This is a genomic window from Arthrobacter sp. zg-Y40, from assembly GCF_020731535.1.
In the GTDB taxonomy this organism is placed as follows: Bacteria; Actinomycetota; Actinomycetes; order Actinomycetales; family Micrococcaceae; genus Arthrobacter_B.
In genome coordinates, this window is record NZ_JAJFZS010000001.1 from 555542 (window position 1) to 577403 (window position 21862).

The 21862-nt window shown below is 67.5% G+C and carries 21 protein-coding genes; 11 read left to right on the forward strand and 10 right to left on the reverse strand.

Annotation, left to right across the window (positions count from 1 at the left end):
* Positions 1 to 7 precede the first annotated feature (7 nt).
* The gene (locus tag LJ754_RS02615; RefSeq protein WP_227925205.1) at positions 8 to 553 is read left to right on the forward strand and encodes a GNAT family N-acetyltransferase; all 546 of its coding nucleotides are present in this window, start codon (positions 8 to 10) and stop codon (positions 551 to 553) included.
* A 14-nt stretch (positions 554 to 567) separates the two neighbouring features.
* On the opposite strand, the gene LJ754_RS02620 is transcribed toward LJ754_RS02615, so the two are convergent.
* The 3 genes from LJ754_RS02620 to LJ754_RS02630 form a co-directional block, all read right to left on the reverse strand.
* Positions 568 to 1521 (reverse strand): polyprenyl synthetase family protein, encoded by a 954-nt coding sequence (locus tag LJ754_RS02620; protein ID WP_227912948.1) that lies wholly within the window; start codon positions 1519 to 1521, stop codon positions 568 to 570.
* 151 nt (positions 1522 to 1672) lie between these two features.
* Complete coding sequence (locus LJ754_RS02625) at positions 1673 to 2995, reverse strand: geranylgeranyl reductase family protein (RefSeq protein ID WP_227925206.1); 1323 nt, start codon at positions 2993 to 2995, stop codon at positions 1673 to 1675.
* Positions 2992 to 3714: a demethylmenaquinone methyltransferase gene (locus LJ754_RS02630; protein WP_227912700.1), complete on the reverse strand. Its 723-nt coding sequence runs from the start codon at positions 3712 to 3714 to the stop codon at positions 2992 to 2994. Before LJ754_RS02630 ends, LJ754_RS02625 begins: the two co-directional genes overlap by 4 nt.
* Positions 3715 to 3835: 121 nt before the next feature.
* Between LJ754_RS02630 and LJ754_RS02635 the strand changes: the two genes are divergently transcribed.
* From LJ754_RS02635 to LJ754_RS02655, 5 genes are all read left to right on the forward strand, one after another.
* Positions 3836 to 5185, forward strand: coding sequence for an isochorismate synthase (locus LJ754_RS02635; RefSeq protein ID WP_227925208.1), 1350 nt, complete (start codon positions 3836 to 3838; stop codon positions 5183 to 5185).
* 194 nt (positions 5186 to 5379) lie between these two features.
* Positions 5380 to 6159 carry a basic amino acid ABC transporter substrate-binding protein gene (locus tag LJ754_RS02640; protein ID WP_227912698.1) on the forward strand — a complete coding sequence of 260 codons (780 nt, stop codon included), beginning with the start codon at positions 5380 to 5382 and terminating at the stop codon, positions 6157 to 6159.
* Between the two features lie 154 nt (positions 6160 to 6313).
* Positions 6314 to 7111, forward strand: coding sequence for a basic amino acid ABC transporter substrate-binding protein (locus LJ754_RS02645; RefSeq protein ID WP_227912697.1), 798 nt, complete (start codon positions 6314 to 6316; stop codon positions 7109 to 7111).
* An 81-nt stretch (positions 7112 to 7192) separates the two neighbouring features.
* Positions 7193 to 7978, forward strand: coding sequence for an amino acid ABC transporter permease (locus LJ754_RS02650; RefSeq protein ID WP_227912696.1), 786 nt, complete (start codon positions 7193 to 7195; stop codon positions 7976 to 7978).
* 5 nt (positions 7979 to 7983) lie between these two features.
* Positions 7984 to 8751 carry an amino acid ABC transporter ATP-binding protein gene (locus LJ754_RS02655; protein ID WP_227925209.1) on the forward strand — a complete coding sequence of 256 codons (768 nt, stop codon included), beginning with the start codon at positions 7984 to 7986 and terminating at the stop codon, positions 8749 to 8751.
* Between the two features lie 156 nt (positions 8752 to 8907).
* Here the strand turns inward: LJ754_RS02655 and menD are convergent, their stop codons facing one another.
* Entirely contained in the window at positions 8908 to 10638 is a 1731-nt protein-coding gene (gene menD / locus LJ754_RS02660) for a 2-succinyl-5-enolpyruvyl-6-hydroxy-3-cyclohexene-1-carboxylic-acid synthase (protein WP_227925211.1), read from the reverse strand.
* 153 nt (positions 10639 to 10791) lie between these two features.
* On the opposite strand from menD, the gene LJ754_RS02665 reads away from it, so the two are divergent.
* The 3 genes from LJ754_RS02665 to LJ754_RS02675 all read left to right on the forward strand — a co-directional run bounded on the left by LJ754_RS02665 (position 10792) and on the right by LJ754_RS02675 (position 12864).
* Positions 10792 to 11082, forward strand: a complete 291-nt coding sequence (locus LJ754_RS02665; protein ID WP_227925212.1) for an FmdB family zinc ribbon protein — start codon at positions 10792 to 10794, stop codon at positions 11080 to 11082.
* A 29-nt stretch (positions 11083 to 11111) separates the two neighbouring features.
* Entirely contained in the window at positions 11112 to 12368 is a 1257-nt protein-coding gene (gene fmdA, locus LJ754_RS02670; protein WP_227925214.1) for a formamidase, read from the forward strand.
* A gap of 85 nt (positions 12369 to 12453) precedes the next feature.
* A complete protein-coding gene (locus LJ754_RS02675; protein ID WP_227912692.1) occupies positions 12454 to 12864 on the forward strand; it encodes an ACT domain-containing protein in 411 nt (136 codons plus the stop codon).
* Here LJ754_RS02675 and LJ754_RS02680 read toward each other — a convergent pair.
* Entirely contained in the window at positions 12861 to 13649 is a 789-nt protein-coding gene (locus LJ754_RS02680; RefSeq protein WP_227925216.1) for an SDR family NAD(P)-dependent oxidoreductase, read from the reverse strand. The two genes, LJ754_RS02675 and LJ754_RS02680, sit on opposite strands and share 4 nt — an antisense overlap.
* Before the next feature lie 86 nt (positions 13650 to 13735).
* On the opposite strand from LJ754_RS02680, the gene LJ754_RS02685 reads away from it, so the two are divergent.
* Complete coding sequence (locus LJ754_RS02685) at positions 13736 to 14596, forward strand: helix-turn-helix transcriptional regulator (RefSeq protein ID WP_227925217.1); 861 nt, start codon at positions 13736 to 13738, stop codon at positions 14594 to 14596.
* A 97-nt stretch (positions 14597 to 14693) separates the two neighbouring features.
* On the opposite strand, the gene LJ754_RS02690 is transcribed toward LJ754_RS02685, so the two are convergent.
* The gene (locus LJ754_RS02690) at positions 14694 to 15683 is read right to left on the reverse strand and encodes an o-succinylbenzoate synthase (protein ID WP_227925218.1); all 990 of its coding nucleotides are present in this window, start codon (positions 15681 to 15683) and stop codon (positions 14694 to 14696) included.
* A 100-nt stretch (positions 15684 to 15783) separates the two neighbouring features.
* Here LJ754_RS02690 and LJ754_RS02695 point away from each other — a divergent pair, with 100 nt between their 5' ends.
* Positions 15784 to 16692, forward strand: a complete 909-nt coding sequence (locus LJ754_RS02695; protein WP_227925220.1) for a phosphatase PAP2 family protein — start codon at positions 15784 to 15786, stop codon at positions 16690 to 16692.
* On the opposite strand, the gene LJ754_RS02700 is transcribed toward LJ754_RS02695, so the two are convergent.
* The 4 genes from LJ754_RS02700 to LJ754_RS02715 all read right to left on the reverse strand — a co-directional run bounded on the left by LJ754_RS02700 (position 16658) and on the right by LJ754_RS02715 (position 21848).
* Entirely contained in the window at positions 16658 to 17935 is a 1278-nt protein-coding gene (locus LJ754_RS02700) for an MFS transporter (protein WP_227925222.1), read from the reverse strand. The two genes, LJ754_RS02695 and LJ754_RS02700, sit on opposite strands and share 35 nt — an antisense overlap.
* A 40-nt stretch (positions 17936 to 17975) precedes the next feature.
* Positions 17976 to 18836 (reverse strand): MBL fold metallo-hydrolase, encoded by an 861-nt coding sequence (locus tag LJ754_RS02705; protein WP_227925224.1) that lies wholly within the window; start codon positions 18834 to 18836, stop codon positions 17976 to 17978.
* Positions 18837 to 18966: 130 nt separating this feature from the next.
* Positions 18967 to 20712, reverse strand: a complete 1746-nt coding sequence (locus tag LJ754_RS02710) for a dihydrolipoamide acetyltransferase family protein (RefSeq protein ID WP_227925226.1) — start codon at positions 20710 to 20712, stop codon at positions 18967 to 18969.
* Positions 20709 to 21848 carry an alpha-ketoacid dehydrogenase subunit beta gene (locus LJ754_RS02715; RefSeq protein ID WP_227925228.1) on the reverse strand — a complete coding sequence of 380 codons (1140 nt, stop codon included), beginning with the start codon at positions 21846 to 21848 and terminating at the stop codon, positions 20709 to 20711. The genes LJ754_RS02710 and LJ754_RS02715 overlap by 4 nt, the downstream gene beginning before the upstream one ends.
* Positions 21849 to 21862 lie beyond the last annotated feature (14 nt).

The window sequence follows — 21862 nt, forward strand, 5'->3', positions numbered from 1 at the left end:
CATGATGATGCCGGCCGGACCCGGTGCCGGACCCGGTGCCGTTACCCTCCGGGCCCTCACGGTGCAGGACTGGCCAGCGGTGCGCGGGATCTATGCGGAAGCAATTGCCGCCGGCCGGGCCACCTTCGAACGCCGGCCGCCGGACTGGGAAACCTTCAATTCCACCCATCTGACCGAACACAGGATTCTCGCGTGTGCCGGAGAAGAGACCGTGGGGTGGGCGGCAGCCGCACCCACCTCCACCCGCGCCGTTTACCGGGGAGTGGTTGAGCACTCCGTCTACGTCTGCCCTGCGGCGCAGGGGCGCGGCGTGGGCCGCCAGCTGCTGCGCGCACTGGTTTCCTCCACCGAAAAAGCCGGCATCTGGACCCTGCAGTGCAGCATTTTTCCCGAAAACACCGCCAGTCTCGCCCTGCACAGGGCAGAGGGGTTCCGCGTCGTCGGCCGGCGGGAACGGATTGCGAAGATGACCCACGGACCGCAAACCGGCCAGTGGCGGGACACCCTGCTCCTGGAACGGCGCAGCGGCAGTGCCGGCGCAGACGCCGGCTAGGCCCCGTGGTTCACTTACACCTCGCGGTTCACCACTGCACGGGCAAACGAGACCAGGGCTTCCTTCACCACGGAGTCGGGCAGCGGAGCGAGGGCCGCCACGGCGTCTTCGGACCAGCTGCGGGCCACGGCCCAGGACTCTTCCGTCACCGGGCTGTTGCGCAGGGCGGCCACGGCTTCGGCCAGGGCCTCGTCCGAGGACAGGTCCCGCTCCACCAGGGCCAGCGCTGCTGCGGCATCGGCATCGCCGGCAGCCGCTGCACGGCGCAGCAGCAGGACGGGAAGCGTGGGCACGCCCTCGCGCAGATCGGTACCCGGGGTCTTCCCGGACTTTTCCTGCATACCGGTCACGTCAATCACGTCATCGGCCAGCTGGAAGGCAATGCCCACCTTTTCGCCGTATTCGACCATGATGTCAATGACGTCCTGGCCGGCTCCTGAGAACAGCGCACCGAACTGACCGGAAGCGGCGATCAGCGAACCGGTCTTGTCCGCGATCACGGACAGGTAGTGCTCCAACGGGTCCTGGCCCTCGGCCGGGCCCATGGTTTCATGCAGCTGCCCCATGCACAGCCGTTCGAATGTGTGAGCCTGGATAGCCAGGGCCGGTCCGCCAAGCGCGGAAACCAGGCTGGAGGCACGGGCAAAGATCAGGTCGCCGGTCAGCACCGCCACGGAGTTGCCCCAGATCTCATGTGCTGTGGGGGCGCCGCGGCGGTAGGGAGCCTCGTCCATCACGTCATCGTGGTAGAGCGTGGCCAGATGCGTCAGTTCCACGACGACGGCGGACTGGATGACCTTGTCCCCGGCTTCCTCCCGGCCGAGGTGGGAGGCCAGCAAGGTCAGCAGGGGCCGGATCCGCTTGCCGCCCGCTTCCACCAAGTGCCGGGAGGTGGTGTCGGCGAACGGATCAGAGTTCGCAACGGCCTCGCGCAGCCGCACCTCCACCTGTTCCAGGGAGGCGACCATGGAAGGCCCAAGCCTGGGATCCTCCGCCAGCAGCGCGAACCCCGGGGGCAGTGTGGAAGTGCTCGACCCGGACTCCGGGCTGGTGTTGGTGGATTCAGTCACTGTTCAAGACTAACTATTCGTCGGAACGGGTGGGCAAAGAGGCGAAACGTCAGGGGCGCCGGGGTGGCAAACGGGAAGGTTCTCCCTGGTTGCCTGCCGCCGGAACGAGCATTTCCAGTAAGGCAATCACTCTATCCTCAATGCCCTTGGAGTTGCGGTCCGTGAGGTTGGCCAGCATCCGCACCACAAAGCGCATCAGCACGGGGATGGGCATTCCGGTGCGCAAAGCCAGCTTCATGACCGCAGGTTTGCCGATCATCGAGGCAAAAATGCGGCCCAGGGTGAAGTGGCTGCCCCACTCGTCCCGGATGTGCCCTGCGTAGGCCTGGAGTTCGACGTCGAACGCGGCCCGTGAGGAGAGCAGCCCGGGATCCAGGGATGCCCCCTGGCCTTCGATGATGTGTTCGGCCGCGAAGCGGGCGGATTCCATGGCGTAGGAAATGCCCTCACCATTGAACGGGCTGACCATCCCGCCGGCGTCACCCAGCAGCAGCAGTCCGGGTGAATAGTGCGGAGTTCGGTTGAAGCCCATCGGCAGGGCAGCGCCGCGGATTTCTCCCACCTGGTTCTCCGGGGTGAATCCCCACTCGGCGGGCATGCCCGCGGTCCAGTCGCGCAGGACCTTGCGGTAGTCCAGTTTCCCGAATTCCTTCGAGGAGTTCAGGATGCCCAGGCCCACATTGGAGGTGCCGTCCCCCACGCCGAAGACCCAGCCGTAGCCGGGCAGCGGGTTGCCGGCGGCGTCGGGCAGCTCCAGCCAGCCTTCCATCCAGTCATCGTTGGTGCGTGGGCTCTCGAAGTAGGTGCGGACGGCCACGCCCATGGGCCGGTCGTCCCGCTTTTCGATCCCGAGGCTCAGCGCGGTGCGGGTGGAGTTTCCGTCAGCGGCCAGCACGACGTCGGCCAGGAACGTACGCTCCTCACCGGTACGCCGGCCGTTCTCGTCCAGGACGTTGGCGACAACACCTTCCACACGTCCGTCCCCGCCGCGGACGGCTGACGTGACGGAGTGGTGTTCAAGGATTTTTGCGCCGGCTGCCTGCGCGTGCCGGGCCAGGGCTTCGTCGAAGCCGAGGCGGGTGCGGATCAGCCCGTAGTCGGGGAAATCCGAAAGCGCCGGCCAGGGCAGCTCAATCGTCCGGCCGCCGGCAATCAGCCGCAGGCCCTTGTTCCGGCGCCAGCCCTCGGCTTCCTCATGCGGCAGGCCGAGCAGTTGGATTTCACGCACGGCCCTGGGCGTCAGCCCGTCGCCGCAGACCTTTTCGCGCGGAAAGGCAGTCTTCTCAAGCACGGTGACATCCACCCCGGCCGAGGCGAGGTAGTAGGCGGCCGTGGAGCCGGCGGGGCCGGCTCCGACAATCAGGACCTTCACTTCGCCGGAGATCCCCCGGACTTGGCAGCGGGCTTCACGGCGCGGTGCACAGCCACAATGCCGCCGGTGAGGTTGCGGTAGGCCACATCCTCCCAGCCGGTCTCGGCTATCCAGGCCGCCAGTCCGTCCTGGTTCGGCCAGGCCCGGATGGATTCAGCCAGATAGACGTACGCGTCCGGGTTGGAGGCCACCTTGCGGGCGATCGAAGGCAGTGCCCGCATGAGGTATTCGGTGTACATGGTCCGCCATACCGGGATGACCGGGGAGGAGAACTCCGCAATCACCAGGCGGCCGCCGGGCTTGGTCACGCGGAGCATTTCGCTCAGGGCCTTCTTCGGCTCATTCACGTTCCGCAGCCCGAAGGAGATGGTGGCGGCGTCGAAGGAGTTGTCCTCGAACGGGAGGTCGGTGGCGTCGCCGGCCACGAACTCGATATCGGGGCGGCGGCGCTTGCCGACCGTGAGCATGCCAATCGAGAAGTCGCAGGCCACGACGTCGATCCCGGCGTCGGCGTAGGGCTCGCTGGAGGTGCCGGTGCCGGCGGCCAGGTCAAGGACCCGCTGTCCGGGCACGGCGCCGACGGCGTCCACCACGATTTTGCGCCAACGGCGGGTCTGTCCAAGGGACAGCACGTCATTGACGACGTCGTATTTAGGTGCCACGTCATCAAACATGGCAGCAACTTCATCCGGGCGTTTTTCCAACGATGCGCGGTTCACCCTGTCATTGTCTCAAAGAATAGGGATGCCGCCGAACCGCCCCGCGGCAGTGTCTCCTTGCTCTCCCCTGCGGGCCGCCGGTAACGGGCGCGACCCGGCGGCGGAGTAATGTGGAATCACTATGACCACCCTGCGTTCTGTGACAGTGCCTGTCGGTGAGCTTTCCGCCACCATCGGCCTCCTTGAGTATCTGGTTCTTGACGAGCAGCTGTGCTGGATCCGGCAGCAGGAAGGACTGGTCGGCTTCGGCGAAGCTGCCCGTTTCACCTCCACCGGCCCGGAACGCTTCAGTCTGGCCGAGCAGTGGTGGCGCTCCGTCCTGGCCTCCGCAGACGTCGAGAATCCGCTGTCGTTTGCGGGCACCGGACTCGTGGCCTTCGGCTCCTTCGCCTTCTCCAAGCGCTCCCCCTTCCAGTCCCGGCTGATCGTTCCCGAGGTGGTTGTGGGGCTGCGCGACAACGAGTCATGGGTGACCTATACAACCGCGGACCCCGACGCCGAGCTGTCCGAGGAGACGGCGAAGGCCGCCCTGGCCCGTTACCTCGAAGACCTGCCGCTGTACCGCGAGCATGATCCGGCGGACCGGATTGTGCCCGGAATGCTCAGCGAGTCCGAGTGGAAAAACGCCGTGGCCCGGTCCGTGGCCCACATTGCCGCCGGAGACCTGAGCAAGATTGTCCTGGCCCGGGACATTGCCGTGGAACTGGGCAGCCCCCTGGTGGCGTCCCAGGTGCTGCGCGAACTCGCCGTCCGGTACCGCGACTGCTGGACCTACTCTGTGGACGGGCTGATCGGCTCCACGCCGGAGATGCTGATCCGGGTGCAGGACGGCACAGCGCAGGCACGCGTCCTGGCCGGAACCCTGGACCGGGCCACCGCCCCTGCCGGAGACCCGGATTACGCCACGCGGGTACTGGCCGGATCCGACAAGCAGCAGCACGAGCACCAGATCGCCATTGACTCCCTGACCCGGGCGCTGGAGCCGTTCACGTCCTCCATGACCTCCCACACCGAGCCGTTCGTACTGGAACTGCCCAACGTATGGCACCTCGCCTCCGATGTCAGCGCCGAACTGGCGGCCGACGGTTCCGGCATGGTCCCCACTCCGCTGACACTGGTGGAAGCAGTGCACCCCACGGCAGCTGTCTGCGGGTTCCCCACCAGTGTGGCCGGTGAGTTAATCAGTGAGCTTGAACACATGGACCGCGGTCCGTACGCCGGCCCGGTCGGCTGGATGGACGGGGCCGGAAACGGTGAATTCGGGATTGCCCTGCGCGGAGCCGTCATAGAAAAGCCCACCCGGGTCCGGCTTTATGCAGGCTGCGGAATCGTTGCAGGATCCAATCCTGCCGCGGAACTGGAGGAAACCTGGAGTAAATTCCGGCCCATGCTCGAGGCCCTCAGCTTGGACCGCCCGCGAGCTGTTGCGCAGCGAAGCGGCGACCTGGCAGCTGCTCCCGCAGCATCCTGAGCCGGCCCGGCAGCACCTTTGAACCACTCCCGGGTGGGGCATTGCATAACCGTTTGGTTCGTTGCATAAATTTGCATTGGGTAGAATAGAAACTCGGAAGCTGCCGTTGTGCCTGTTTCCACCTGCTGCCGCTTCCGGAGACGGTTAGTTTCCCCCCTGCGGCTTCAACCCACGACCAAAGGTTTCCAATCGCCATGCTGCACAAAGCCCGCACCGCCGTCGTCGCCGTCCTGGCCGCCGGCGCGCTGTCCCTGACCGCCTGCGGCGGGGGGACCGAAGAAGAATCCGGTCTCGGCCTGGTCAACGAAGGCTCCCTGACGGTCTGCTCCAACGTCCCGTTCGAGCCGTTTGAATACGTGGTCGACGGCGAGTACACCGGATTCGACATTGACCTCACCCGCGAAATCGCCACCGGAATGGGCCTGGACTACCAGGTGCAGAACGTCGGCTTCGACGGACTGCAGAGCGGCACCGTCCTGGCCGCCCGCCAGTGCGACATGATCGCCGCCGCCATGACCGTCACCGAGGAGCGCGCGGACAAACTGGCCTTCTCCGACCCGTATTACGACTCCCTGCAGTCGCTGCTGGTGAAGTCCGGCTCCTCCATCGCGTCCGTGGCTGACCTCGACGGCAAGAAGGTGGGCGTCCAGCAGGGCACCACCGGTGAGTCCTACGCACGGGACAACGCTCCCGAGGGCGCCGAGATCATGTCCTTCCAGACGGACGCCGAACTGTTCCAGTCCCTGCAGGCCGGCGGCGTTGACGCCGTGCTGCAGGACCTGCCGGTCAACCAGGACCACACCGGGGACGGCAAGTTCACCGTCAGCGCCACCTTCGAAACCGGTGAGGTCTACGGCTTCGCAATGAAGAAGAAGGGCACCGAAGAGCTGACCGCCGAGGTCAACAAGCAGCTCTCAACCCTGCGGGAGAACGGTAAGTACCAGGAGCTCTACGACAAGTACTTCGCGCAGTAGCTCCACTTCCGCACCGCAAGGGCCCGGCGGCAAAGTAGCCGACATGTTACCGAAATATGCGGTACGTACGCTCTAGACTGCATCCCAATACCAGCAAAGGGTGAGCCGGGCCACACAGGCCCGGCTCACACCGTCCGACGTAAGGTTGTAACTCATGTTGCGTAACACCCGCACTGCTGCCCTGGCCTTCCTGGCCGTGGGTGCCCTCTCGCTGACCGCCTGCGGCGGCGGTTCCAATGACGATGCCGGGTCCTCCGACGCCGGCAACGAGTTCAACCTCGTGTCCGACGGCGCGCTGACGGTCTGCTCGGATATCCCCTATGCACCCTTCGAGTACGAAGAAAACGGGGAGTACACCGGGTTCGACATGGACCTGATCCGCGAGATCGCCACCGGTATGGGGCTGGAACTGGAAGTTCAGGACGTGGGTTTCGACGGCCTGCAGAGCGGCACGGTCCTGGCGGCCGGCCAGTGTGACCTGGGTGCCAGCGCCATGACCATCACCCCGGAACGGGAAGAAAAGCTCGGTTTCTCCGAGCCGTACTACGACTCACTGCAGTCCCTGCTGGTTCCGGCCGATTCGGACACCAAGGCACTGGAGGACATGTCCGGCAAGAAGCTGGGTGTCCAGCAGGGCACCACCGGCGAGGCCTACGCCCGCGACAACATCCCCGACGACGTCGAAATTGTTTCCTTCCCCAGCGACGCGGAACTGTTCCCCGCCCTCCAGTCCGGCAACGTGGACGCCGTCCTGCAGGACCTGCCGGTGAACCTCGGCCACACCGACGACGGTGCCTTCACCATTGCCGAGAAGTTCCAGACGGACGAGTCCTACGGTTTCGCGATGGAGAAGGAGAACACCGAACTCATCTCCGCGGTGAACGAGCAGCTGTCCGAACTGCGCGAAAATGGTAAATACCAGGAGATCTACGACAAGTACTTCACCGAATAAGCCCAGAACCATCAATGCTGTGCCGTCCCGGGCGCCAAGGCCCGGGACGGCCCGTTTTCTCTTCTCCGGAAGGCTCCACACTTGAAACCCTCCACCCGCAGACGCCTGGTCCAAGGCGTCCTGTACGCCGTCTTTGTCCTCGCGCTGGCAGCCGTTGTGCTGCTGGCCGACTGGGAGGCCATCGGCGAGAACTTCTTCGACCCCGAGGTGGCCCGCGAGGCCTTCCCGACCATCATCACGGTCGCCGTGAAGAACACCATCATCTACACGGTGATCGCGTTTGCCGGCGGCCTGCTGCTGGGCCTGGTTTTGGCCCTGATGAAGCTCTCCCCCGTAGCCCCCTACCGTTGGGCCGCCACGGTGTACATCGAGCTTTTCCGTGGCCTTCCGGCGCTGCTGGTGATTTTCGGTTTCGCCTTCGCCGTACCCATTGCCTTTGACTGGCGGCCCCCGGGCGGCAGTGCCGGCGCCGGCCTGCTGGCCCTCATCATCGTTTCGGGCGCGTACATCGCCGAAACCATCCGCGCCGGTATCCAGGCGGTTCCCGCCGGGCAGGCTGAAGCGGCCCGCTCGCTGGGCATGAGCCCGGCCTGGACCATGGTGTCCGTGACCCTGCCCCAGGCTTTCCGGATCATCACGCCGCCGCTGACCAATGAACTGGTCATCCTGATCAAGGACACTTCCCTGCTGTTCATTGCCGGCATGGCCCTGCAGGACCGTGAGCTGACCACCTTCGCCCGCGACTCCGTTTCCCAGACGGCCAACGCGACGCCGCTGGTCCTGGCCGCCCTGATGTACCTGATCATTACGCTGCCGCTCACCCAGCTGGTAGCAAAGCTTGAACGACACAACCAGAGAGGCAGGTAGCAGCCATGAGCGTCGACAAGAACAGCGCCGTCGATAAAAACAGTGCCCCTGCCATCGAGGTCCGCAACCTTCACAAGTCCTTCGGCAGTAACGAGGTCCTCAAGGGCATCGACTTCCACGTGGACCAGGGCGAAGTGGTCTGCGTGATTGGCCCGTCCGGTTCCGGCAAGTCCACCCTCCTGCGGTGCGTGAACCGCCTGGAGGATCCCACCAGCGGCACCATCATGGTGGAAGGCGTAGACATCACCGACCCGGACACGGACCTGGACAAAGTCCGCACCCGGATCGGCATGGTCTTCCAGCAGTTCAACCTCTTCCCGCACCTGAACGTGCTGCGCAACCTCACCTTGGCCCAGCGCCGGGCCAAGCGCCGCGGCAAGTCCGAAGCCGAGCAGGTGGCCAAGCGGAATTTGGCCAAGGTGGGACTGGCGGACCGTGAAGGCGCCTTCCCCGGCCAGCTTTCCGGCGGACAGCAGCAGCGCGTAGCCATTGCCCGCGCACTGTCCATGGATCCGGACATGATGCTCTTTGACGAGCCGACGTCCGCCCTGGACCCCGAACTGGTGGGCGACGTGCTGGGCGTTATGCGTCAGCTCGCCGAAGAAGGCATGACCATGATGGTCGTGACGCACGAAATGGGCTTCGCCCGCGAGGTTGGCGACCGCGTGGTCTTTATGGACGGCGGCGTCGTGGTGGAGCAGGGACGCCCCGAGGATGTCCTGGGCAACCCGCAGCACGAACGCACCCGTGCCTTCCTCTCGAAGGTCCTCTAGGACTTAAGGGCCTCTAAGACCTAAGGTCCTCTAGGACTTAGGGGCCTCTGGGACTTCTCCACACCTTCCACTCAGCAGCATCGAACGGCCCGCACCTGGAGGTGCGGGCCGTTCTTTTTTGTCTCAAGAGCAGGTCAGTTTGTTCTCAGGAGCGGGTCAGCGGCGCAGGGACGCCGTGACCGCGTCTTGGACCCGGGCGTGCAGGTTCCGGAGCATGTCCCGGGCCACGCGCACTTCCAGCACGGACCGGCCGGCCACCGGCGCCGCCAGCGCCGCTTCGAGCTCAGCGGCTGATTGGAGCAGCTGGTGCCGCACCCCGTAGCCGGCGCACAGTGCGGCCAGGTCGGCCCGGTGCGGGGTGCCGAAGAAACGCTCCACCAGGGCGGTATATTTCGGGTCCTCGCCCAGCGCGCCGTGTTCGAGCACCGAGAAGATGCCGCCGCCGCCGTCGTTGAGCACCACTATTTGCAGGTCCGGCTCATCCTCTCCCGTCCCCAGGAGCAGCGCACCGGCGTCATGCAGGAAGGTCAGGTCCCCCACCAGCAGGCGGGTCGGGATGCCGCCCGCCAGCGCAATACCGGTGGCCGTGGAAATGGTCCCGTCGATGCCGGCCAGCCCCCGGTTCGCGTACACGTCCAGCGGATGCCAGTCCGGGGCAGCAACCAGGTCCATGTCCCGGATGACGTTGGAGGAGCCGAGCACTAGGTTCGCGTCCGCGGCGTCCCAGACCAAATCGGCTACGTGCAGACCGGTCAGTTCAGCCTGCCCCTCCAGCATGTTGGTGATGGTGTTACGCGCCGCTTCCGATGCCGTCTGCCAGGCCTCGAGCCAGCCGGGTGCTCCGGCGCCGGCGAATTCGAAGAGCCCGGGAATGTCGCTGATGATCGTTTCGGGCCGCCGTCCCGGCGTGAACCAGTTCACCGGGCGGGGCAGGTACAGCGCCTTCTCGACGTCGGTGCGGGCCAGCAGGGCAGCCACCGGCCGGGACAGGGTGGGGCGGCCGAAGACCACCACGCGTTCGATCTCCGGCCCAAGCTCGGCGAGCAACAGCCGGTACGCGGAAACGGCGTTGGGCCCGAAACGCGCATTGGAGGACGGTTCGGCGAGCAGCGGCAGCCCGGCACGTTGGGCAAAGACGGCGGCGAGTTCCCCCGCGCCGTCGCCGGCCACCACTACGGTGCGGTGCGTCCCGGGAACGGGCGGATCGGTGGCGGGAACACGGTCCTCCGCCGGGACGGGAGCTACGACGGGCAGCGTTTCCGGGACATCCGGGGCGTTGAGGAACAGCGGGTCGGTGTCGCGGGGGGTCAGCGGGTCGCGGAACTGCAGGTTGATGTGCACCGGTCCCACCGGGATGCCGGCCCCCAGCCGGGCCAGGGCGGCCGAAATGGCTCCGGCCGGGTCTGTGCCGGCTTCCACATCCTGAGCTGCCACGGGGAAGCCGGCAAAGATGCCCGGCTGTACCGTGGTCTGGTTGGCGCCGGTGCCGTGCAGTTCGGCAGGCCGGTCCGCGGAGAGCACCACCAGCGGGACACCTGCGTGGTGGGCCTCCATCACGGCCGGAACCAGTTCACCCACAGCGGTGCCCGAGGTGGTCACTACGGCTGCGGGGCGGCGTCCGCCGCGCGCCAGGCCAAGGGCCGTGAAACCGGCAACCCGCTCGTCGATCCGCACGTGCACGTGCATCCGGCCCTGCAACTGCGCTTCGGCCAAGGCGTAAGCCAGCGGTGCGCTGCGTGATCCCGGGGCAATCACGACGTCGTGCACCCCGGCGGCCGCGAGGGCGGCGACGGCGGATCGGGCGGCCTGCAGGGAACTCAACCCATTTCCGGCAATCGGTTCGGGACTGCTGGCTGCGGGCTCAGGGCGGTGCGAAGATCCGGTCACCCTTCCATCCTAGGGTTCGGCGTCACCGGATGCGGTGCGGGCCGTCCACCGTTGACGCACATCCCGGCCGTTCTTAGGCTGTCGGGCAAGCCGGAGCGGCGCCGAACTTAAGCTGCCTCGGGCGTTTTCCGCAGCTGCCCGAGAAGGGGACCCATGCCGCTCTACTCCTACCGCTGCCCGGACTGTTGGGAATTTGATGTCTTCCTCGCGATGGGCGAAGCCACCGGCTTCATCCCCTGTCCCACCTGCGGACACGCGGCTCAGCGCCGGTTCACGGGCCCGCATCTGTCGCATGCCTCCGGCAGCGCCTACCGCCTGCTCGAAAAAACGGAGCGCTCGGCCTCGGAGCCCGGCGTCGTCGCCGTGCCCGGGACCGAAGCTGCCGCCCCACGCGCCACAACGTCCGCGAACCCGCTGCACCGCAAACTTCCCCGGCCCGATTAGCTGCACCCCGCCCACCCCAAGGAGAGACCATGCCAAAGACCGTCTTTTCCCTCGATTCCACCAGGACGTTCGAAGACCAGGAGAGACTCGGCCACAACCGCTGGCATCCCGAAATTCCCCCGGTCGCGGTGGTGCGGCCCGGCGATTCCTTCCGTGTGGATTGCCGGGAATGGTTCGACGGCGCCATTCACAACGACGACTCAGCCGAGGACATCCTCAACGCTCCGCTGCTCGCCGTCCATAAGCTCAGCGGCCCGTTTGCCGTCGAGGGCGCCAGGCCCGGCGACCTGCTGGTGGTGGACATCCTCGACGTCGGACCCATCCCGCGGGAGGACAACGGACCGCTGGCCGGACAGGGCTGGGGCTATACCGGGATTTTCGCCCGGGAAAACGGCGGCGGGTTTCTTACCGACCAGTTCCCCGACGCATACAAGGCCATCTGGGACTTCACCGGCCAGCGCGCCACCTCCCGGCACGTGCCCGGAGTGTCCTTTACCGGGCTGATCCACCCCGGCCTGATGGGCACCGCTCCCTCGGCGGCGCTGCTGCAACGGTGGAACCAGCGCGAGGGCGCACTGATCCAGACCGACCCGTACCGGGTGCCGCCGCTGGCGCTGCCGCCGGAGGCCGGGCACGCAGTGCTTGGCGGACTGCCCCAAAGCGAATGGGACAGGGTGGGGGCGGAGGCTGCCCGGACTGCGCCGCCGCGGGAGAACGGCGGGAACCAGGACATCAAGAACCTCTCCAAGGGCAGCAGGATCTTCTATCCCGTATTTGTGGACGGCGCCAATCTGTCCGTCGGGGACCTGCATTTTTCGCAGGGCGACGGCGAAATCACCTTCTGCGGGGCCATCGAGATGGGCGGCTTCATAGACCTGCGGGTGGACCTGATCCGGGGCGGGATGGACACCTACGGAGTGGGCGAGAATGCCATCTTTATGCCCGGCACCGTGGAGCCTCGGTTCTCCGAATGGCTCGCGTTCTCCGGCACTTCGGTAACGCTCGACGGAGAGCAGCGCTACCTCGATTCTCACCTGTCCTACCAGCGCGCCTGCCTGCACGCGATCGACTACCTGACCAAGTTCGGATACTCCCCCGAGCAGGCGTACCTACTGCTGGGCGCCGCCCCGATCGAGGGCCGGCTCTCCGGCGTCGTGGACATCCCCAACTCCTGCGCCACGGTCTACCTACCCACCGCGATCTTCGACTTCGACGTGCGGCCCTCCGCCGCCGGCCCGGTCCGGATCGACCCGGGCATCGGCGCGCCGCATGCGGCCAACCCGTGACGCGCGGCCTGTCTGGCAGGATGATGGGGTGCGATTAGCGCGGCCCTACGGGGGCCTTCCGCACGAAGTGAATCAGGATGCTTCCATGACCCTTCCTGCCCCCGCTCCTTCAGTGGAGCTGCACGTGCTCGCCGGCAACTACGTGATTGCCAGGCTTTCCCCCGCCGCGGAGGCGCCCGCCGGTCTCCTGGCTGCGGCGCCCCCGGACGGATTCGTTTCGATCACCCGGACGCCGCAGGAGCTTTCGATTGTCTGCCCCGCGGCGCTGGCTCCGGCAGATGCCGAAATTGATGGAACCTGGGCCGCTCTTTATGCCTCAGGCCCCATTCCCTTCGGCTTGACCGGAGTGGTGGCCTCCCTGGTTGCGCCGCTTTCGGCCGCCGGCTGCCCGGTGTTTGTGGTCTCGACCTTCGACGGCGACATCCTCATGGTTCCCTCACCGCAGTTCGATCAGGCCCGCGACCTGCTGCGGGCAGCAGGTCATACGCTTCCCTAGGCCCCGGCCCCGCCGTCGACCGGGATTATTGCCCCGGTAACGTAGGACGCCCGGTCGCTGAGCAGCCAGGCGGCGACCTCGGCAATCTCCTCCGGTTCGGCCAGCCGGCCGAGCGGAACCGATGCCACTATCGACTTGACGACCCCGGGAGCAGCCTCCTCCCACGTATCGATCATTTCCGTGGCCGTACCCCCCGGGGTGATCCCGTTGACCCGGATCCGCTCGGGGGCCAGGTTCACGGCGGCAGTCTCCGTCAGGCTGTTCAGCGCCCGCTTCATGGCGCCGTAGGCGGGGAGGGTGGGGTTCGCCCGCCGGCTGCCGATGCTCGATGTGTTCACGACTGCTCCGCCGCCGCTTTTCCGCATGAGCGCGGCTTCAGCGTTCAGGGCAATCCAATGTGCCCGGAAATTTACCGTGTACTGCTCCTCAAGGTCCTCATCGGTGATGGTTTCCACGCTGCCGGGCGGCTGGATGGCGGCACCGTTGTTGAAGGCGCCGTCCAGCCGCCCATGCAGTTCCCCGACGTGGTCCAGCGCGGCACGGATGCTTGCCGGGTCCGCCAGATCCATCCGAACGGCGTCCGCCACGCCGCCGTCGCGCCGGATACCGGCCACAATGCGGTCCAGGGCTCCGGTGCTGCGGGCAGCGAGCACTACGGCGGCGCCTTCCCGGGCGAAGAGGCGTGCGGCCGCGGCTCCGATACCCCGGCTGGCACCAGAGACGAAGACGACCTTGCCGGCAAGCAGTCCGAGGGATGGGGCTTCAATGGTTTTTGTTTGTGTCATGTCCACAGCGTTCCGCAGGCCCGGAGCCGGAAACAGGCACAGACTGTACTACTCTCCACCGGCGTCGGACGGGCACACTTAGGGGCATGGATAAGCAGGAGCTTGGAGCATTCCTCCGCAGCCGCCGGGAGCGGCTCCGCCCGGAAGACCGCGGCCTTCCCCCAGGTCCCCGCCGGCGCGCCCCCGGGCTGCGCCGGGAGGAGGTCGCGGTGCTTGCACACATCTCCACCGAGTATTACGCGCGCTTGGAACAGGGGCGGGCGCCCCGGCCATCGGCCGAGGTCCTGGCCGGGATCGCCGGGGCACTTGGACTAACGGATGCAGAATCCATGCACCTGCACGCCCTCGCCGGCACGGCACCCCTGCATCGCGGGATGCACCGCCGGGACGTCCGCCCCAGCATCCTGGCGCTCCTCGACCGGCTTCCCCAGACGGCCGGGTTCGTGGTCTCAGCGGCGTTTGAGGTCCTCGCCTGGAACGACCTCGCAGCCGCCCTGATGGAGGACTACGCCAAACTCGATCCCGCGGACCGCAACCTTGCGAGGAAGGCGTTCCTTCGTCCCCGGACAGAGGAGGACCTATACGGCATCAGCGACGGTGCCGAATTCCGGCAGACCGCGGTTCGGCGGCTCCGTTCGGCTCTGACCCGGTATCCGTCCGATCCGTCAGTCAGGGACCTGGTCCGGGACCTGCAGGAGGGCAGCCCCGAGTTTGCCCGGTTGTGGGACCGGCACGACGTCCAGTATGTGCCCACCCTGCGGAAAACCTTCCGCACCGCCATCGGGGATATCACCGTCGACTGCGACAGCTTGGATATGGCGGACCGTGACCAACAGCTGGTGCTCTACAGCGCCCCGGCGGGGTCCCGGGATGCGGACAATCTTGCCCTTTTGGGCTTGATCGAAGACCCCCAGCTCCCGGCCCCCGGGATGCAACGGGAAGGGTAACGGCACGAGCCGGACCTGCGTGCGGGCACTATCGGTCCGGTGATCCTGTCGGTACACGCCCCGGCTGTCAGAGGCGGCCGGGCAGAAGAATCGCCACCTAGGCGCGTCGGGCCAGCAGCCCGTGCACCCGCTCCAACCGGTCCAGCCACCACCGGGTGCGTTCCGCAGGGGCTGCATAGCGTTCCAGCAGTTCCTCGGACACCGTCACGTCCCGCACGGCCAGGGCGCCGCCGTCGGGCAGCAGGGATTCCCCGGTGACGTCGCCGGCCATCAGCGAAAGGGTGCCCAGCCCGCAGGCGTAGGGCAGCTCGGGCAGCGCGGCGGCCAGGGCGACGCCGGTGCGGATGCCCACTGAGGTGTCGATGGCGGAACTCACCACGGCGGGGAGCCCGGCCTGCCGGACTATATCCACAGCCCGGCGCACCCCGCCCAGCGGCGCGGCCTTGATGACGATCAGGTCCGCGGCGTCTTCGCGGGCAACCTTCAGCGGGTCGGTTTCCTTGCGGACACTTTCATCAGCGGCAATAAGCACCGGCACCTCACGGCGGCGCAGCTCGGTCCGCACCGCACGCAGCCCGTCAATCCCGGCTACGGGCTGTTCGGCATATTCCAGCCCGGCCTCGGCCAGCGGGGTCAAGGTTGCGACGGCGGTGGGAATGTCCCAGCCGGCGTTGGCGTCCACGCGGATTCCGGCGTCGGGCAGCAGCCGCCGCACCTCGGCCACGCGGGCCAGGTCCTCTTCCGGGGACTGGCCTGCCTCCGCCACTTTCACCTTCACGGCGGATACCGTGCCGAAGCGGGCCAGCACGGCCTCCACCTGGTCCACAGGCACTGCGGGAACGGTTCCGTTTACCGGCACCGAGTTCCGCACGGGCTCCGGGTAACCCAGCTCGGCGGCTTCCAGGGCCGAGGCCAGCCACGGCACGGCTTCGGCATCCGCGTACTCCGGGAAGGGGGAGAATTCGCCCCAGCCTGCGGGCCCCTGCAGCAGCAGGGCCTCACGGTGCAGGATGCCGCGGAACTTTACCCGCATGGGAATGGAGACCACACGCGCACCGGCGCGCAGGGCAGGGAAATCGGTACTCATCCAGTTCGGCACCATGCCAGCCTACGCTTGTGGAGTTTGAGGCCGCCGCGGTGAAGGCAGGCTCAGGCAACGTTCACGATGATGTGGCAATCTGGAAGCAATGGATACTCGCAACTTGCTGGCACAGCGCTCCCGTGCCCAACGTCCGGCTGCGCATAATCCGGCGCTCTTCCTTTTTGCCGCCCTTGTATGTGCCGCCGGCGTTGCCGCCACCTACTGGTTCTTCGTCCGCACCACCACCGGCCAACTGGCCGACGAATCCGCGTTCAAGGAAGCCGAACTGATCGCCCTGGGCAACCATCTGCCGGTCATCTCGTTCCTGGACAACCTGCCGCTCATCTCGGTTTTCATCGCGGTGATAGTGGTGGTTTTCGTGACCATCCTGCGGCATCGGATTTCCCCTGCCGTGATTGCCCTGGGTACGTTCGCTGCAGCCAACATCAGCAGCCAGCTACTCAAACGCACCGTGCTGGACCGTCCCGACCGGGGCGTGGTGACCCTTGATTTCAACTCGCTTCCTTCCGGCCACACCACCCTTGCCGCCTCCGCCGCGGCGGCGGTCTTCCTGCTGGCCTCCCCGCGCTGGCGCCCGCTCGCGGCGCTCTTCGGCGGCAGCTACGCCATCTTGGCGGGGGCAGCCACGTTCCTGAACCTCTGGCACCGCCCGTCCGACGTCGTCGCCTCCCTGCTGGTGGTGGCGGCCTGGACGCTGGTGGGCGGCCTGGTCATGATGCGCACCAACCCGGAATGGAACTGCTGGCCGGCCACCGGCCCGGCCCAGGGGCAGGCGAAGGTCATTGCCCTGCTGTGCGCCGTGCCCGGCGTCCTGGCCACCGCCGTGAGCCTGGGCCTGTACTTCTACGCCCGGTGGGATTCGGCCCCCGTGGCCACTGCCGCGCCGCTGTATTTCTGGGCAGGTCTGGCGCTGATTGTCGGAGTCGGTTTCCTGATCAGTGCCCTGGCCTGCTGGCTGTTCAGCCAGCAGGCGGGGGACCCTGCCCGACGCTAGCGGCTGCCCGGGCCTTGCGCCCGGGCACCCAGCGCCACAGCACCGCCGCTCCCAGCAGCCCAAGTACGGCGGTAGCCCCGATTCCCGCCGACAGCGAGACAAGGGCGGTTACGGCCGCGAGCAGTCCCGGCCCGCCCATGGTTCCAAGGTCCGCGAGCAGCCGCCAGATGCCCAGGAACTGCGGGCGTCCCGGCGAGGGCGAAAAGTCGGCGCCAAGGGTCATCACAATGCCGGAGCCTATACCGTTGCCAAATCCGATCAGCAGGGCCGCCAGCAGCAGCCCGGTGGGTCCGCTGGCCAGCGGCAGCAGGCCCAGCCCCGCGCCCATGATCAGCATGCACGGCACAGCCACCGAGCGCCTGCCCCAGGTATCCATGGCCTTGCCCGCGGGATAAAAGATCAGCATGTCGATGGCGCCCGATAGCCCGTAAATCAGTGCCGTGGCGGTGGGATCCAGTCCAATGTGCTGGGCCCACAACGGAATCACTGCCTGCCTGGTGGCCCGGACCGCGGCGATCAGCAGCACCCCGATGCCGATGGTCCGGAACACCCGGGCGTGGCTGCGCAGGATGCCAAGGACCGTGGGTGCAGGGGCATCTTCCGGTCCGCGGCCAGCCGGCCCGCCCGGCCCTCCGGACCCGCTGGAACCGCCGGAACCGCTTGAACCGCTGGAACGGAGGGCCAGATCCGGGACCTGGAAACTGAGGATGCCTGCCCCGACGGCGGCCGCGGCACCCACCCAATAGGCGCCCTGGGTGCCCAGGAAGTGGATGGCCCCGGCAGCGGCAAACGGACCAATAAAAACGCCGATCCGGTTGACGCCGCCCAGGGTGGACAGCGCCCGGGCACGGAAATACAGGGGCACCGCCTCGGTGAGATAGCTCTGCCGGGCCAGGCCGAACACCGAGCCGGCCATCCCGACCATAAACACGGCCACGGCAAAGACCCACAGCACCGGTACGGCTGCTGCCAGGACCATGGCCAGTGCGCACCAGGCCGAGGCAGCCACAAGCGCCCATTTCTCACCGAACCGCGTGGTGACCACGGTGGCAGGCACATTGGTCAGCAGCGAGCCGACCCCGGTAAGGGTGATGAGCAGGGCAGCCAGGGCAACGGTGGCGCCGAGGCCGCGGGCGGTGATCGCCACCACCGGCAGGATGGCGCCGGTTGCCAGCCCGTAAAGCAGGGTGGGGCCGTAGGCAGGAACGGCTATGGTTCGAAGGCTGAAATCTTCCGCTGGCACGGCCCCAGACTATCCCCGCACCGGCTGCCGGACAGTGCTGTTACTTCTTCAGCCACTTCCACCGGGCAAGGGTGCGAAGCCGCGTCAGCAGCGCCCGCGACTGTTCGGGCCCGTACGGAAGGATGGGGATGGCCTTGGTCATGTCCACCGATGCCTGGTCCATGGCGCTGCGGGTCACGGCGACCGCGGTGCGCATCTTGTTCATCTGGGTGGTCACGAAATCCACCGTGACCGGTGAGCCGTGACCGGGAATGAACACCGTATACAGGTCTTCCAGGGCGGTAATCTTGCCCAGCGTGCGGATCCAGTCCTTGGGGAAGGAATCCTCGAACTGCGGGTCCGCTCCCTGCTCCACCAGGTCTCCGGTGAACAAGACGTCGCCGGCTCCGACCAGCAGGTCGTGGTCCGTGTGTCCACGGCCCAGGTGGAACAGGGTGACGGAGATGCCGCCCAGATCCAGGTCCACTGGGGCCTCATCCACCAGCTTTGTGGGCTCGGCAATTTCCGTGTGTTCACCCATCCCGGCAGCCATCTCGGGCTCGGCGTCGCCCGCCTGGGACCGGTGGGTGTTGCCGTTTTCGCGAATGCTCGCGGCGCAGCCGGCGGTGGCCCAAATGTCCTCCACACCGTTGGCCAGCATCAGGGCGTTGCCGAAATAGTGGTCGAAGTGCGCATGCGTGTTCACCGCCGTCAGCGGCAGGTCCGTCAACTGCCGGGCGGCGTCGTAAATTTCCTGTGCCATGCCGGGGCCGGCTCCGGTGTCAATGAGCAGGGCCCGCTCGTCGCCCACCACCAGTCCGGTGTTGACGCTGTAAGCGGTGTTGCTGCGCACCCAGATGCGGGGCGCAACCTCCTGCCAGCCCAGCTGGCCGGTTAGATGCTGCTGCGGTGTTTCGGTCATGTCAGGGATCCCTTCGCCGGCCCTACCAACCTATCGCGGACGGGTTGTGCGCGGCACGTATTACGGGGCAGTGGTTACAGGCCAGTCGTTACAGGTCAGTCGTTACAGGTCAGTCGTTTCGGATTGGCAGCTACAGGTCGGCCAGCACCCGGGCCGGGTTTTCGACGGCGTCGGCCACGTACCGCAGGAACCCGCCGGCAGTGCCGCCGTCGCAGACCCGGTGGTCAAAGACCAGGGTCAGCTCCGTCATTTTGCGTACAGCCAGCCGGCCGTCAACCACCCACGGTTTGTCGATGATGCGGCCCACGCCGAGGATGGCCGATTCGGGGTAATTGATGATGGCGGCGCTGCCGTCCACGCCGAACACCCCGTAGTTGTTCAAGGTGAAGGTGCCCGAGGTCAATTCGGCAGCGGTGGCACGTCCCTCCTGTGCCGCAGCGGTCAGCCGGCGGATTTCGGTGTCCAGCTCGCGCGTTGACAGCGAATCGGCGCGCCGTACCGCGGGCACCATGAGCCCCCGCGGAGCCTGTACCGCTATGCCCAGGTTCACTCCGTCGAAGGCCTCGACCGCCGCTTCGGCTCCCCCGCGGAACGCTGTCCCTGAGGCTGCGCCCGGGCGGGTGCCGGACTGTCCACCGGGACGGGCGCCGGCGCCTGCAGATTCCGCAGCCGCTTCCCCGGCCGGAACGTAGCGGGTATTCAGTTCCGGGTAGCGGGCCAGCCCGGCCAGGGTGAACCGGGCCAGGAAGGACAGCAGCGACGGAACGCCCTGGCCGTCCCGCGCCAGGTCGGCACGCAGTTCCACCAGGGCGGTCGCGTCCACGTCCACCCAGACGGTGGCCTCGGGGATCTCGGTGCGGCTCCGGCTGAGGGTCGCGGCTGCCGTGCGGCGCAGACCCCGTAGAGGGGTGCGGCTGGTGATGGCCAGTCCGGTCCGGGGATCCCGGGGTCCGGCCGGTATTGTGGCCGCCGTGCCAGCCGCAGGGGCCAGCGCAACCGCCGTCGGGGCAGCAACCGCCGCCGGGGCAGGGGCCGCCGGGGCAGGGGCCGCCGGGGCAGGGGCCGCCGGGGCAGGGGCCGCCGGGGCAGGGGCCGCCGGGGCAGGGGCCGCCGGGGCAGGGGCCACGGGCACTGTGGCGATGATGCCCGCGACAGGACCGTTGGCCGGCATCCGGCCCGGAACAGACTTGGCTGCCAGGGCCGATTGGACGTCGCGTCGCAGGATCAGGCCGTCCGGTCCCGTCCCGGTGAGACCCGTCAACCGCAGACCTGCGTCCCGGGCCATTCGGCGCACCAGCGGCGAGATGCAGCGCGGAGCTTCAGTGCCGGGATGCTGCTGCGCCGATCCGCCGGCGGCGCCGCGCTCCGCAGGGTTCGGCCCACCGGCTCGACGCTTGGGTGCGCGGGTACGCCGCGGCGCCCGGCCTGCTGCCGGGGTGCCGTAGCCGATCAGCACGTTTCCGGAACCGGCCTTTTCCTCCTGCCGGTAGGCCTCCCCCGCCGCGGAAGCCGCCGCTTCCGCAGTTCCCACCGCCGCAGCGGTTTCCAGTCCGGCAGCAGGCGCTGTTCCCAGCCCGGCTGAAGCGGCATTCGCGGTGTCCCCCTGCGACGGCTCGGCGGCCAACGGCCCCGCAGGCGCGGTATCCACCGAAATCAGGGGACGGCCGACGTCGACGCTCTCTCCCGCGCTGCCGTGCAGCTGCGCCACCCGCCCGGCGAACGGGGACGGAACCTCCACCAGGGACTTGGCTGTCTCCACCTCCGCCACTGGCTGGTCCACCGCCACGGTGTCGCCAACCGCAACGAGCCAGTTGACCAGCTCGGCTTCGGTAAGGCCCTCGCCCAGGTCCGGCAGCAGGAAAGTACGCACACTCATCGCGGCCCTCCCGCCTCTGCGCGGGTTTCCGTCTCGACGACCCCCTCGTCACCGGCGTCCCCTTCGTCCCACTGCAGCTCGTCCACGGCCTCCAGGATCCGGTCCACGCCGGGCAGGAACCAGTGCTCGAGCTTGGGCGCAGGGTAAGGCACGTCGAAACCGGTCACCCGCAGCACCGGGGCGGCAAGGGAGTGGAAGCAGCGTTCCTGCACGCGCGCCGCAATTTCGGAGGCGACAGACGCGAACCCCGGTGCTTCGGCAATCACCACGGCCCGCCCCGTCCTGCGCACCGAGGCATCCACGGTGGCGTCGTCATACGGGACGATGGAGCGCAGGTCGATCACTTCCAAGGACCGCCCTTCCGCTTCAGCGGCAGCTGCGGCGGCCAGGGCTGTGGAGACCGACGGCCCGTAGGCAATCAGGGTGGCGTCCGTTCCGGAACGTGCAACGGCGGCCGTGCCGATGCCGCCGGCTGCCTCGGTCCCGGTCCGCACGGCATCATCGGCGGCGCGGCGCAGTGCCGGCAGATCAACGGTTTCCTTCGCCCAGTAGAGCTTTTTGGGTTCCAGGAAGACCACCGGGTCGTTGAGCCGCACCGCGGCGCGCAGCAGCGAATACGCGTCCGCGACGGTGGCCGGGGCCGCCACGGTGAGGCCCGGGGTGTGCGCATAGTAGGACTCGGAGGAATCGCAGTGGTGTTCCACTCCGCCGATTCCGCCGGCGTAGGGAATCCGGATCACCAGCGGCAGCTTTACCTTGCCGCGGGTGCGGTTGGACATTTTGGCCGCATGGCTGACCACCTGCTCAAACGCCGGGTAGGCAAAGGCGTCAAACTGCATTTCCACCACCGGCCGCAATCCGTTCATCGCCATGCCCACTGCCATGCCCATAATGCCGGATTCGGCCAACGGGGTGTCGAAGCAGCGGTCGGTGCCGAAGCGGGCCGTCAGGCCGTCGGTGATCCGGAAGACCCCGCCCAACGGACCCACGTCCTCCCCGAAGACCACCACCGCGGGATCGGCGGCCATCTCGTCCGCGAGCGCCGCGTTGAGCGCCTTCGCAAAGGTCAGGGGGCCGCCGTCGGTCTCCGGTGCAGGCACCCCTGCGGGCCGGGCCTGCGTGCTGGTTGCTGCCATGGTGTGCGCCTTTC

Coding starts and splice junctions, on each gene's coding strand:
- LJ754_RS02615 (WP_227925205.1), top strand. CDS start 8: ATGCCGGCCGGACCCGGTGCCGGACCCGGTGCCGTTACCCTCCGGGCC.
- LJ754_RS02620 (WP_227912948.1), bottom strand. CDS start 1,521: ATGGTCGCCTCCCTGGAACAGGTGGAGGTGCGGCTGCGCGAGGCCGTT.
- LJ754_RS02635 (WP_227925208.1), top strand. CDS start 3,836: ATGACCACCCTGCGTTCTGTGACAGTGCCTGTCGGTGAGCTTTCCGCC.
- LJ754_RS02640 (WP_227912698.1), top strand. CDS start 5,380: ATGCTGCACAAAGCCCGCACCGCCGTCGTCGCCGTCCTGGCCGCCGGC.
- LJ754_RS02645 (WP_227912697.1), top strand. CDS start 6,314: ATGTTGCGTAACACCCGCACTGCTGCCCTGGCCTTCCTGGCCGTGGGT.
- LJ754_RS02655 (WP_227925209.1), top strand. CDS start 7,984: ATGAGCGTCGACAAGAACAGCGCCGTCGATAAAAACAGTGCCCCTGCC.
- LJ754_RS02665 (WP_227925212.1), top strand. CDS start 10,792: ATGCCGCTCTACTCCTACCGCTGCCCGGACTGTTGGGAATTTGATGTC.
- fmdA (WP_227925214.1), top strand. CDS start 11,112: ATGCCAAAGACCGTCTTTTCCCTCGATTCCACCAGGACGTTCGAAGAC.
- LJ754_RS02675 (WP_227912692.1), top strand. CDS start 12,454: ATGACCCTTCCTGCCCCCGCTCCTTCAGTGGAGCTGCACGTGCTCGCC.
- LJ754_RS02680 (WP_227925216.1), bottom strand. CDS start 13,649: ATGACACAAACAAAAACCATTGAAGCCCCATCCCTCGGACTGCTTGCC.
- LJ754_RS02685 (WP_227925217.1), top strand. CDS start 13,736: ATGGATAAGCAGGAGCTTGGAGCATTCCTCCGCAGCCGCCGGGAGCGG.
- LJ754_RS02690 (WP_227925218.1), bottom strand. CDS start 15,683: ATGAGTACCGATTTCCCTGCCCTGCGCGCCGGTGCGCGTGTGGTCTCC.
- LJ754_RS02695 (WP_227925220.1), top strand. CDS start 15,784: ATGGATACTCGCAACTTGCTGGCACAGCGCTCCCGTGCCCAACGTCCG.
- LJ754_RS02705 (WP_227925224.1), bottom strand. CDS start 18,836: ATGACCGAAACACCGCAGCAGCATCTAACCGGCCAGCTGGGCTGGCAG.
- LJ754_RS02710 (WP_227925226.1), bottom strand. CDS start 20,712: ATGAGTGTGCGTACTTTCCTGCTGCCGGACCTGGGCGAGGGCCTTACC.
- LJ754_RS02715 (WP_227925228.1), bottom strand. CDS start 21,848: ATGGCAGCAACCAGCACGCAGGCCCGGCCCGCAGGGGTGCCTGCACCG.